Source organism: Planktothrix sp. PLAVEN19ND (assembly GCF_057220675.1).
Map to the genome: position 1 here is coordinate 4,868,222 of NZ_CM170132.1, position 13,369 is coordinate 4,881,590.

Consider the following 13,369-nt stretch of genomic DNA (forward strand, 5'->3'; position numbering starts at 1 on the left):
ACCATCAGCCGTTAACCCCCAATCACTTCGTAACTTGCCTTTCCTAACCGATAACAATTGAACTGGTAACTGTTAATTAACCCACACCCCCTTTCCGGTTTCGATAAGCGAGAATCCCGTTATGATTACTTTACCTGGCTATCAGATTCTTAACCCTATTTATAACGGATCGAGAACACTCGTTTATCGTGGAATTCGTTTGTCCGACCAGCGCCCTGTGGTGATTAAATTATTACGCAGTGAATACCCAACCGTAGCATCCCTGATCGAATTTAGGAATCAATATCGGATTACTAAAAACCTAAATATAGCGGGAATTGTTCCAATTCTGGATTTGGAACCCTATGCCAATGGGTTTGCCTTGATTATGGAGGATCAGGGTTATATTTCCTTGGCAGATTATTGGGCGAGTCGAGAATTAATCTTGGGTGAATTATTGAGAATTTCCATTGAAATTACTCGAATTTTAGAACAGTTATATCGACATCAAATTATTCACAAAGATGTGAAGCTACAAAATATTTTAGTGCATCCCGAAACCCTGAAAATTCAACTGATCGATTTTAGTATTTCTACCCAACTTGACCACCAAAATCAGGAAACTTTCAATCCTCAAGGGTTAGAAGGAACCTTAGCATATATGTCCCCTGAACAAACGGGAAGAACCAATCGAGGCATTGATTATCGTACGGATTTATATTCTTTGGGAGTCACCCTTTATCAATTATTCACGCGCAAACTTCCCTTCCAATCTTCTGAACCTTTAGAGTTAATTCATGCCCATTTAGCCCTCTTACCGTTACCTTTAATTGAAATTAAGCCTTCTTTACCTTTGATGTTAAATAATATTATTTTAAAATTGATGGCTAAAAATCCAGAGGAACGCTATCAAACCCCATTAGGACTGTTAAATGATTTAGAATTTTGTTTGGAACAGTGGGAAACCATTGGGGATATTCCCCTATTTCCCCTAGCTACAATGGACTTAAATGATCGTTTTATTATTCCTGATAAATTTTATGGACGGCAACCAGAACTGGCTCGTTTAAGTTCAATTTTTCCAGAAATTCAATCCAAAATTATTTTAATTACGGGTCAATCTGGCATTGGAAAATCTTCCTTAGTTCAAGAGTTTTATCAAAAAATTATCCGAAATCAAGGTTATTTTATATCGGGTAAATTTGATCAATTTAGAAATAATACCCCCTTCGGGGGATGGGTACAAGGAATCAAACAGTTAATTCAACAAATCTTAACAGAAACTCTGGCAAAAGTTGAGGATTGGAAAAGCAAACTGATAGAAGCATTAGGAGAAAAAAACCAGGTTCTCGTAGATGTTATTCCCGAACTTAAATCTTTATTAAACCAGCAAGTTTTAACGCCTGAATTAGAAGCAAATCTTGATCAAAATCAGTTTAATCATTTAATTCTCAAGTTAATCCAAGTCTTTGCTCAACCACCCCATCCCTTAATTATTTTTTTGGATGATTTACAATGGGCTGATATAGAATCTTTAAGATTAATTCAGGTGTTAATGAGTCCTGAAAATTCATCCCAATCCCTCGTTTTAATTTTAGCCTATCGGGATCAAGAAATTGGAGAAACCCATCCTTTAAGGGAAACTTTACAAACCTTGGAAAACTTAGGAACTCCGATTGAACAGATTGTTTTAAATCCTTTAGAAGAATTTGCGATTAATCAAATGATAGCAGAAACCTTGGTTTGTTCCTTAGAACTCGCTCAACCTCTAACGGAATTAGTCAGCCAACAAACCCAGGGAAATCCTCTTTTTGTGCGTCAATTTCTCCAGTCCTTATATACAGAAAAACTAATCTGGTTTCATCCCCCTCAATCTTCATTTGGTAATCAAGATTTACTGGGAGGTTGGCAATGTGATTTAACAGAAATAAAAACTCGTTTTGTCAATCCTAATATTTTAGATTTAATTATTTATAAATTACAACAATTACCAGAAGCAACCCAGGAAATTTTAAGATTCGCTGCCTGTTTGGGTCATCAATTTAATGCTTTTGATTTAGCAACGGTGACAGAAATATCCTATTTAGAAATCTTACAAGCCTTAGAAGTTGCTGCTCAGGTGCAATTAATTGTTAGTGTTAAAGAAATTTATCCCTTTTATTCCCTAGAAATGGGTGTAGGTTTGGGTTCAGCATTTGATCCCGATGAAACTTTACCCCTATTACAATCGGGAGTTGATCAATATAAATTTATTCATGATCGAATTCAACAAGCTGCCTATCTTTTAATTCCTAGTTCTCAACGACAAGCCACTCATTTAAAAATAGGACAGTTATTATTAAATCAAATTCAAAAACAGTTTGATCAACCCATAGAAACAATTTTAACTGAACTTTTACCAGAAAAATTACTCAATATTATTAATCAGTTCAATTTAGGGGTGGGTTTAATTAAAGATCAAAAAGAGCGTCATCAGTTAGCTTTATTTAACTTAATAGCAGGACGCAAAGCAAAGATAACTACCGCCTATCCAACGGCCGTTGGACATTTAGCGATCGGTATGGGATTATTGACCGCCAATAGTTGGGAAACCGACTATCAATTAACTTTAGAATTGTATACAGAAGCCGCAGAAGTTGCGGCTCTAAGTCAAGATTTTGAATCTTTGAATGACTGGGGTAAGACTGTATTAGAACGGGCTAAAACCCTATCGGATCAAGTGAGAATTTATGAGTTATTGATTCAAGGGTATAGAAGTCAACATCAAGATCAAAATGCGGTGAATCTTGCTTTAGCTGTTTGTCAACAACTGGGTGTAAGTTTGGGAGATGATTCCCGTTTAGAATCTTGGCAAGAATTAAAGCAAAATTTTATCAATTATTTAGCGGGAAGATCGCCTTTAGAATTATTGGATTTGCCCGAATTATCCGATCCTAATTTAGCGAGTTTATTCACTATTTTAACCGCCACTTTTCCTTCAGCTTACCTTACCCTCCCTGAACAATTTCCCTTATGGGTGATCAAATTAGTAAATTTATCCTGTCAACGGGGAAATACCGCTTTATCTAGTTTAGTCTATGCAGCTTTCGGATTTGTGCTTTGTACCCAAGGGGAAATTGAATTGGGAAATCAAATGGGAGAATTGGCTTTAGAATTATCCGCCAAATTAGGAAATTATGAGTTAAAAATCAATGTCAAGAATTTAGTTTATACCCTGATCAAACCCTATAAATATCCCTTAAAAAATCTGTTATCACCCCTGGAACTTTACCCATTCCAATATCGAGAACTTGGGAATATTGAACAGGGGTATTGTCTGGCTCAATCCTATATTGAAATAGCGAATATTATTGGTAAAAATATATCGGAATTAGAGTCGGAAATTGAGCATTTATTAAATCAGTTTCGAGATTTTAAGTCTCCATCAGAACTTATGGTCATGACCCGGTATGATCAAAAGTTACAAATTTTAAATGGGAAATTAGAGCTCCAAACCCTACTTAAGTTTTCTATTCATGCTGAAACCCAAATTCAAAAAATGAGTGAAATTGGACATTCTCCCCAGGAAATACCGTTTCAATTGGCTTTAAATTTTATGATTTTGACCTATAGATTAGGGAAATTTCAACAGGCGCGGGAGTGGTGTCAACAGGCAGAATTATATTTAGATAGACAAACCTATTTCGTTTTCCTGCCGATTTTTTATTGCTATCAATCTTTAATTCATCTGAACATATATTCTGAATCTTCTGCGGAGCAACAGTCCCAGATTTTAGAGAAAGTTTCCTTAAATCTCAAAAAACTAAAAATCTATTCAACCTTGACCCCGGTGAATTTTTCCCATTATTTTTATTTAGTAGAAGCCGAATATAACCGGATCTCAAGGAATTATGTTAAAGTAATGGAAGCCTTTGAACAAGCGATTGATTGGGCTAAAACCCATCAATTTATTCAGGAAGAAGCCCTCGGTTATGAATTAGCGGCTCAATTTTATTTAGATTGGGGAAAAGAAAAAATTGCTCGGGTATACCTAATTGATGCCTATTATGGTTATGCCCATTGGGGTGCTTTTGCTAAAGTCAAGGATTTAGAATCTCGTTATCCTCAACTTTTAGATGCCATTTTGGAACAAATTATTGTCCCGAAAACTGGAGTTACAATCAGTACAAATACCGAAGAAACAATTATATCAAGTAGTAATGGAGGTTCGGCGGCTCTTGATTTAGCGACGGTGACAAAAGCCTCTCAAGCCCTATCTCAAGAAATTGATTTAGAGCAGCTTTTGAAACGATTAATTCAAGTTGTGATTCAAAATGCCGGAGCACAAAAATGTTGTATTGTTTTGTCTAAATCGGGAAACTTAGTGATTGAAGCGATCGCCCGTTTAAATCCTTTAAATGGAGAATCAATTGAAATTAATTCTCTGTTACAATCTCTACCCATAGAGGAGAGTGAAAACCTACCGCTTTTAATTCTCAATACCGTAATTCAAACCCAAGAATTTGTGATTTTAGCCGATGCTCGTCAAGAACCGCGATATCGTCATGATCCCTATTTAGAACAACATCAATCTAAATCTATTTTAATGACTCCGATTCAAAATAGAGGGAAATTGATTGGAATTCTGTATCTTGAAAATAACTTAACAACCGCAGTGTTTACCCCAGAAAGATTAGAAGTTCTGAAAATCCTATTTTCTCAGGCTGCAATTTCCATTGATAATGCTAAACTGTATTCTCAAGTTAGAAACAATGAGCGACAGATGACACAATTTTTAGAAGGAATTCCCGTGGGTGTTGCTGTTTTAGATCCCACAGGCAAGCCCTATTATACTAATCAAAAAGCCCAGGAGTTGCTCAAAACTAAAGTGATTCCAGGGGTGGTTTGTGATGCCTTATCTAATATTTATCAAGCCTATTTGAACGGATCAGAGAACCCTAAATCCTATTCCCCTATTCCCGATTATCATTTCTCTAACTCTACACGAGATACCACCTTTATTTTAGAAGTCAATCAAGGGGATGAAACCATTTTGATTGAAAATTGGGTGACACCAACCTATGACGAACAGGGGGATTTAGCCTATGCAATTCTCGCCTTTCAAGATATTACCAAACGTCAGCAAACTGAACGAGCTTTAAGACAAGCTGAAGAAAAATATCGCAGTATTTTTGAAAATGCCAGTGAAGGCTTATTTCAAACCACACCCACCGGACGTTATATTAGTGCAAATCCCGCCCTAGCCAGAATTTTAGGTTATGATTCTCCCTGGGATTTAATGTCGATGATTACCAATGTTCAAGAAGAAATTTATGTTGATTATGAACGCCGCCAGGATTTTAAACGATTAATTGATCAGCAGGGAGAGGTATCAGGATTTGAGTTCAAAGCCTACCGCAAAGATGGCAGTATTATCTGGATTTCAGAAAATGCCCGGGCTGTATTTAATGAACAAAATCAATTACTCTATTATGAAGGTTTTGTGGTTGATATTACTGAACGAAAACAAGCCGAAGAAGAACGAATTCAATTTATGCAAAGACTCTCAGAATTAAATCTTCATTTAGATGAGGCCCTAGATTCTGAATTTGAATTAACTGACGCAGCGGCGCGATTTGTTCCCCATGAATTTCTTTCTTTTTTAGGCTATGAAAGTATTGTAGAGGTGCAGTTGGGGGCGGCGGTTCAAAAAGAAATGTCGATTTTATTTGCTGATATTCGGGATTTTACTAGCTTGTCTGAAGATATGACCCCCGAAGATAATTTTAAATTTATTAATGCTTTTTTAAGTCGCATGGAGCCGGCAATTGTTGATAATTATGGGTTTATTGATAAATATATTGGGGACGAAATTATGGCATTATTTGGTGGCTCTGCCGATGATTCTGTGCGGGCGGGAGTTGAAATGATTACCCGACTCAATGACTATAATGAAACCCGCCAACGCCCCGGACGTCCCCCAATTAAAATTGGCATTGGGATTAATACCGGGGGATTAATGTTGGGAATTGTGGGGGGTAAAAATCGTCTGGATAGTACGGTGATTAGTGATTCGGTGAATGTGGCTTCTCGGATTGAAAATTTAACTAAAAATTATGGGGTTTCTTTATTAATTACCCATTGGACTTTTATGGCTTTAGAAGACGCCAATCAATACGCGATTAGAATTATTGATCGGGTAAAAGTGAAAGGAAAATCCGATGCTGTTACTGTCTATGAGGTGTTTGATGCGGATTTACCTGGGATTAAAGCGGGTAAATTAATTACTAAGACCACCTTTGAGTATGGATTAATGCAGTATTATTTAGAACGTTACTCAGAGGCGGCGAAATTATTCCAAGAATGCCTGGATCGCAATCCCCAGGATCAAGTAGCTCAAATTTATTTAGAACGATGTTTATCGAAAATGTCTTAATAATTTGATAGGATTTAGAACATCCTTTGCGTGTTTAATATTACCTATTATGAGCGATCTGTATATTTCTTGGACAGAATACCATCAAAAAATTGAAACCTTAGCCCAAAAAATTTATCACTCCCAGTGGCAATTTAATCAAATTGTCTGTTTGGCACGGGGAGGGTTACGAGTTGGGGATATTTTATCTCGGATTTTTGATCAACCCCTGGCAATTTTATCCACATCATCCTATTCTGGAGCCGGGGGAAAAGTTCGAGGAGGAATTAAACTCGCTGAACACCTAACAATGACAACAGACACTTTAGGAAGTCAGGTTTTATTAGTGGATGATTTAGTTGATTCTGGGGTTAGTTTACAAGAGTCTATCGGTTGGTTAAAATTCCGTTATCCCCAGATTCAAGAGATGAAAACCGCCGTTTTGTGGTACAAAAGTTGTTCGGCGATCGCACCGGATTATTATATAGATTATCTAGCGGATAATCCTTGGATTCATCAACCCTTTGAATGTTATGAAAACTTGAATTTAGCCAAGCAGGATTATGCAGATTAACATAAATTAAAATCCGTGAAATCCGTGAAATCCTCTTAAATCCGTGTTCCCTATTCCCCGATAGATTGCAAAATCTTAATTTTACCCCAGGAAAGTATTTGATTTTTTTACCCATTGAGGCGTGCAATTCTGAAATATTGTGTTATCTTGAAAAGCGTAGACACTGAACGAATTAAACCGTTTAGGGAATCAAGGAGGTGATGCCCATGATTGAAGGAAGTAAACCCATGGGTCACTTGATTGGAAAATGCCGGCTGTGCGCCGGGGCTGTCCTCTAGTACCAAGTCTTTGTTCTGTTAGGACACTTGTTGACCTAGATAACCGGACTTATTAGAGTGATCTTCCGGCAGTCAGGTTCCGATTCAAGAGACCCGCGCTTACCGCTCTCGTCCGATCTGGAATGGCAACGGCTAAAACCAGGGCTGGGTGAGGGCGGATAGTATTTTTTTATTTTATTTTTATCCTAAATAATCCCATGGTTGCACTACTCAATTCTAGCCAAATTCAAGAACTTTCTAGTCAAGTTCCCGAGTGGAAAGTGGAAGGCAAGCATTTAAAAATAGTCAAAACCTTTAAAGATTTTATTCAAGCGATTGAATTTGTGAATAAACTTGTTGAACCTTCTGAAACGGCTGGACATCACCCCGATTTAGAAATTTCCTATAATAAAGTGACAATTAGCTTAACCAGTCATGATGCCGGGGGTTTAACAAAAAAAGATTTTGCCCTAGCGCAACAAATTTCCGCACTGGTTTAATCCTAAAAATACTGCTGATTTTTTTATGATAGAATACGGCATAATCCTTTGCTAATTCCCCATTTGAATTCGCAGCTTTAGCTGTGTGGAAGAAAGATGATTTTTAATAACCCCAAGTTCTTGCCTGAATTTGATGAACAAGCGGAACTCATTGAGAAACTGCTCGATATTGGTACTGCCTTATCTGGAACTGAAGATTTAAGCTCCCTGCTCAATTTAATTTTAACCAAAAGTCGTGAAATTACCTCCAGTGATGCGGGAAGTGTCTATCTTCTGGATCACAGTGATAACACCTCAAAATTACTGTTTAAAATTGCCCAAAATGCGTCTTTACCTAACTTATCCTTTAAAGAATTTGCTATTCCCTTAACCCCTAGGAGTTTAGCGGGATATGTGGCTTTAAATTCCGTTTCCTTAAATATTCCCGATGCTTATGATTTACCCATACATGAACCCTATCAACTGGATCGGAGTTTTGATGAAAATATTAGTTATCGTACCCGTTCCGTTTTAGTGGTTCCGATGCAAAACCGCAAAGGGGAAGTGATTGGGGTCTTACAATTAATTAATCGTAAGGTTAACCATGATGTCAAGATTACGCCAGAAAATGCGGTAGAAGTTACACAATCCTATTCTAAATGGGAGGAGCGAATATTGCGATCGTTGGCTTCCCAAGCAGCTATTTCTATTGAAAGAAATCATTTACAAGACAGTATTGAAAATTTGTTTGAGGGATTTGTTAAAGCATCGGTAGAAGTGATTGAAGCCCGAGATCCCTGCACCTGTGGTCACTCAGAAAGAGTCGCAGAATTAGCTGTGCGTTTAAGTGAAGAAATCAATCAAGCTAACTTTGGTTCCCTTTCTAAAATCACCTTTAGTGAGCGTCAATTACAAGAATTACGTTATGCAGCCCTACTACATGATTTTGGAAAGGTGGGGGTTCCCGAAGCCATTTTAACCAAACCCAAAAAACTCTATCCTCTCCAATTGGAAGTAATCCGTAATCGATTTGCCTTAGCTCAACGTACCTTAGAAGCAGAATCGATTCAGATAAAATATGATCATTTATTGCAGCATTCCGCCCAAAAGCTACTCCAAGAAGAAGAATGTGTATTTTGTGAATCTCTGCAAGAATCAGATACAAAATTATCGCAATCTATTAATAAATTAAGCAAATATTGGACGATTTTATTAGAAGCTAATGAACCTAAAGTCTTAGCGGAAATTCCCTTAAATCAACTGAAAGAAGTCGCACAAATAACCTACCGTGACTTAGATGGAGAAATGAAACCTTTATTAACTCCAGAAGAAATCGATCAACTACTAGTTCATCAAGGGACTTTAACCCCAGAAGAACGAGAAAGTATTGAATCCCATGTCAGTTATACCTACGCATTTTTAAAACAAATTCCTTGGACAAATGATTTAAAAAATGTGCCGATGATTGCCTATCGCCATCATGAAAAACTAAATGGTACTGGGTATCCCCTGGGATTAACAACCCCCGATATTCCGATTCAAGCTCAAATTATTACGATCGCCGATATTTATGATGCTTTAACGGCTGGCGATCGTCCTTATAAAAGCGGATTACCCACCGTTACCGCTTTGAAAATTCTACAACAAGAAGCCTCTAAAAATACCATTAATGCCGATTGTTTAGAATTATTTAAACAACGGAGAGTGTATGAAGTATTGGGACATAGTATTGATGTGGTCATGGAATTAGCCTAAGATATCATCGTTGAATACTGCGAGGATCAAGGGCATCCCTTAACCCATCTCCTAATAAATTAAAAGCTAAAACTGTAAAAACAATCAAAATCGCCGGGGGCCAAATCAACCAAGGTTGTAGGACTAAAATCGAAGCATTGGTAGCAGAAGAAAGTAAATTTCCCCAGGAGGGATCAGGGGGTTGAATCCCTAATCCAATGAAACTTAAAACCGATTCTGAAATAATAAAACTAGGAATCGATAAGGTAGCCGAAATAATCAAATAAGTAGCCGTTTGGGGTAGAACATGACGGGTAATAATATACAACGGACTAGCCCCAATTGCCCTTGATGCTTGCACAAATTGTTGTTCCTTAATCGATAAAACTTGCCCTCGGATCACCCGCGCTAAACCTGCCCAACTAATAAAAGAAATAATCACTACAATTAACAAAAAACGCTGGGTACTGCTAATTTGTGGAGGTAACACGGCTGCTAATGCCACCAATAAATACAACCCTGGAATTGTCATTAAAACTTCAACCATTCGCATAATTAAGCTATCTAACCATCCCCCAAAATAGCCAGAAATTCCCCCAAAAATCATTCCTAGTGGGAAAGAAATTATAATTCCTACTAATCCAATACTCAGACTAACCCGCCCTCCATGAACCAGGCGGCTAAACTGATCTCTAGCCTGTTCATCTGTGCCGAGTAAGTTAATTTTTCCTGGCCCAACAGTCCCGAATAAATGACGTTCAAAAGGAATGATTCCTAGCAGTTTATAGGGTTCTCCCGGCACAAAAAATCGCACGGGACTTGGCTGACTTCGATCAACATTAATTTCTCGTTTTCCGGTTTCAATATCAACTGGGCCCTGAGTTGTGGGATAAACATGGGGGCCGATCCATTGCCCCTGTTGATCATACCAATAAATTTGGGTTGGGGGTAATAAAGAAGCGTTGATTTGAGATTCATAGGGGCTATAAGGCGCAACAAAATTCGCCGCAATTACCACCAGATAAAATAACAATAAAATCCCGGCTCCAAATTGAGCTAAAGGATTCGTTTTCAGTCGTTGCCACCATTTCATAGTTCAGCTTTTTCACTCTCAGAATACTAAAATTGATCTCTATTTTTGGAAATATTTTTCCCAGTTTCTTATTCCCTATTCCCTATTCCCCGTTATACCTCATCCTGTGGGTTTAAGGGATTATAAAAAAATGAACCCGTTTGAGGGGGTAAAGTCGGATCAAAAACCACCTCGACGATACTTTTAATTACTCCTGCCATGGGAATTGCCAGAATAAATCCTAATAGTCCCCCAATTTTTCCTCCTAATAATAAAGCACTGAAAATAACAACGGGGCTTAATCCGGTTAAATCTCCCATAATTCGAGGGGCAACAATATTATCCTTCACCTGTTGAATTGCTACGGCAACTGCTAACACCTGTAAAGCCATCCACCAGTCAATAAAAGCTACAATGACAGTGACACCTCCAATGCCTAATGTTGCCCCCACAAAGGGAATAATTTCCAGTAATCCAATTACAACTGCAAATAATAGGAAATAGGGAACCTTAAGCACAAAAAAGGCAACGGTTAAAATGGATGCCATAAATATCCCTTGCAAGGTTTGTCCTAGGACAAATTTTTTCAAATTTCGTTTTAAGGAAATCGTGATCACTTCTCGAATTTGTGGGGACAGAATGGTGATTAAATTTTTCCATAAGCGCTCCCCATCTAATAACATATAAAAGGCAATTACCAAGATGAAAATTAAGTCAAAAAACCAATTAAAGGTTCCTAAAACTATCCCTAAACTTCCGGTAAAAATAGGTTCAATAGTTCCCTGAATTTTAGATAACAGTTGTTGTTGTAAAATCCCCACATCAAAGGGTAAATTGCGGTCAACACTCCAGACTTGAAATTCAGCTAACTGTTGTCGTCCTGATTCAATTAATTCGGGTAAGCGTGTGATCAATTGTCGTCCTTGATTAAAGACCGGAGGGACAATGGTTAACCCAATAATTACAAAGGTTAAAATAGCAACTAAATAGACTAAAGCCGCCGCCAGTCCCCTAGGAATAAAGCGCTCTAATTTTGCCACTGCATAGTTAAGTAAAAAGGCAATTAATCCCGAGGTAACTAATAAACTAATTAATTCTCCAACATAGCCTAATAACTGAAAACTTAACCAACCCACTACTAAAATAAGTAAACAAGTCAGTAACCGATTTTGTAAAGGCGAAAAAACAGAATTGCTCATGGGAAGAATCGAAACCTAAAAACCTACAGTAGTTTACCCTATTTTGGCATAACAGGAAACAGGGAATTGGATCACGGATTTAAGATGATTTCACGGATTTCACGGATTTTAATCTGTCCCCCAATCAAGTCGAGGGCAGGGTTAATCTGCGTAATCTGCTTAAATCCGTGATGGGTAATGGGTAATAGGGACAATAGCTTTTAATGATTACAACCGATTTATAATTGCCTCATTCTTGATACAATTACTTTAATTATAAACTGAAACCAATAATTATTCCCCCGTGTCCGGGGCAGAAAACTTAACCAATGAATTTAATTAATAGTCTAACTCTAATTCTAGCAAAATTAAAGTATTTTTTAATCCAAATTAGCCAATTTTGTCAATCCAAAGGCGTGATTTTTGCAATCACAATGGGGGTACTTAGTCGCAGTCTTATTTTATTGGCTTTTTTTATAACAGCCCAATTGCATCAAGTTTCCTCAGAAATAGAAACGGTAAAAATTGCCTGGGGTTGGCAAATATTTTCGGCTTGGGATAGTCCCTTATATCAGGGTATTGCCACCTCTGGATATGAAGTAATTAATCAGACTGAACCCGGTGGGAATGTGGCGTTTTTTCCCCTATTTCCTTTATTAATTCGCGGGTTAATGAATTTAGGTTTACCCTTTGAAGTGGCAGGAACTTTAATTAGTAATCTTGCTTTTTTTGGAGCTTTAATTTTACTCTATAAATGGGTTGAAACCACTAATAATTCTCAAGCTGCTCGCTGGGCAACGGCTGTTTTAGCTTGGTGTCCTCTATCCATTTTTGGTAGTGTTATTTATACCGAAGGTTTGTTTTTATTTCTGAGTACCGCCGCCCTACGAGCATTTGATTTAAAAAAATATCCTCAAGTGATTTTGTGGGGAAGTTTAGCCACAGCAACCCGCATTACTGGACTGGCTTTAATTCCGGCTTTTTTAATTACATCCTGGCAAAAACGAAGGCCTAAAGTTGCCTATTTATCCGGTTTATTAAGTGGCGGTGGGTTGTTATTTTATAGTCTCTATTGTGGGATAAAATTTAATAATCCCATTGCTTTTATTACCGTCCAACATACCCAATGGCAACGCCAAACTGGATTTGATAGTCAGGGATGGTTAAAAATGATTATGCAAATTTTGATCGGTTCTCAAAATTGGAAACAAGGCACAATAGTTGACCCTTGGCATCCACTTTTAGTTATCATAATTGCTATAATAGGGTATTGTATTTGGCGTTATCAGCATCAATTAGGAAAGGCGAAATTTGATTATAGTTTATTTTTATTAATCACCATTTTATGGCTAATTGCTGGTGATCCTTTCCTGAATACAGCTATTATTTTAGGCGGAGGTTATTTACTCTGGTATTTACGCCATGAACTTAGTTTAGTAGCGGTTAATTATGGCTTTTTTGCCTTGGGTTTATTATTAGCCTCTGGGGGAACTATTTCTCTAAGTCGTTTAACCTATGGTATTATTTCTATTAGTTTAGCGTTAGGAGTGATGTTATCCCATCATCGCCGTTGGGGTTATCTAACCTTGGGATTTTTTGCCCTCTTACTAATTAGTTTTTCAGTTCGCTTTGCCCAACATCTTTGGGTGAGTTAATAGAAAAAAGGCAATAGAGGAAAATATAAAATTTTTAATAAACAAGA

At 37.4% G+C, this 13,369-nt stretch carries 7 protein-coding genes; 5 read left to right on the plus strand and 2 right to left on the minus strand.

Annotation, left to right across the window (positions count from 1 at the left end; genetic code table 11):
* Window positions 1-121 precede the first annotated feature (121 nt).
* The 4 genes from AC2D3N_RS20910 to AC2D3N_RS20925 all read left to right on the plus strand — a co-directional run bounded on the left by AC2D3N_RS20910 (window position 122) and on the right by AC2D3N_RS20925 (window position 9,438).
* A complete protein-coding gene (locus AC2D3N_RS20910; protein ID WP_484692027.1) occupies window positions 122-6,394 on the plus strand; it encodes an AAA family ATPase in 6,273 nt (2,090 codons plus the stop codon).
* A gap of 49 nt (window positions 6,395-6,443) precedes the next feature.
* A complete protein-coding gene (locus AC2D3N_RS20915; RefSeq protein WP_079680798.1) occupies window positions 6,444-6,947 on the plus strand; it encodes a phosphoribosyltransferase in 504 nt (167 codons plus the stop codon).
* A gap of 475 nt (window positions 6,948-7,422) precedes the next feature.
* The gene (locus AC2D3N_RS20920) at window positions 7,423-7,704 is read left to right on the plus strand and encodes a 4a-hydroxytetrahydrobiopterin dehydratase (protein ID WP_079680799.1); all 282 of its coding nucleotides are present in this window, start codon (window positions 7,423-7,425) and stop codon (window positions 7,702-7,704) included.
* Window positions 7,705-7,800: 96 nt separating this feature from the next.
* On the plus strand, window positions 7,801-9,438 hold the full coding sequence (locus AC2D3N_RS20925; RefSeq protein ID WP_079680800.1) for an HD family phosphohydrolase: 1,638 nt from the start codon (window positions 7,801-7,803) through the stop codon (window positions 9,436-9,438).
* A gap of 4 nt (window positions 9,439-9,442) precedes the next feature.
* On the opposite strand, the gene AC2D3N_RS20930 is transcribed toward AC2D3N_RS20925, so the two are convergent.
* Together AC2D3N_RS20930 and AC2D3N_RS20935 are read right to left on the minus strand one after the other, a co-directional pair.
* Window positions 9,443-10,510 carry an ABC transporter permease gene (locus AC2D3N_RS20930; RefSeq protein WP_079680801.1) on the minus strand — a complete coding sequence of 356 codons (1,068 nt, stop codon included), beginning with the start codon at window positions 10,508-10,510 and terminating at the stop codon, window positions 9,443-9,445.
* A 92-nt stretch (window positions 10,511-10,602) separates the two neighbouring features.
* On the minus strand, window positions 10,603-11,688 hold the full coding sequence (locus AC2D3N_RS20935) for an AI-2E family transporter (protein WP_079680802.1): 1,086 nt from the start codon (window positions 11,686-11,688) through the stop codon (window positions 10,603-10,605).
* A 308-nt stretch (window positions 11,689-11,996) separates the two neighbouring features.
* Between AC2D3N_RS20935 and AC2D3N_RS20940 the strand changes: the two genes are divergently transcribed.
* The gene (locus tag AC2D3N_RS20940) at window positions 11,997-13,322 is read left to right on the plus strand and encodes a mannosyltransferase family protein (RefSeq protein ID WP_484692028.1); all 1,326 of its coding nucleotides are present in this window, start codon (window positions 11,997-11,999) and stop codon (window positions 13,320-13,322) included.
* Window positions 13,323-13,369 lie beyond the last annotated feature (47 nt).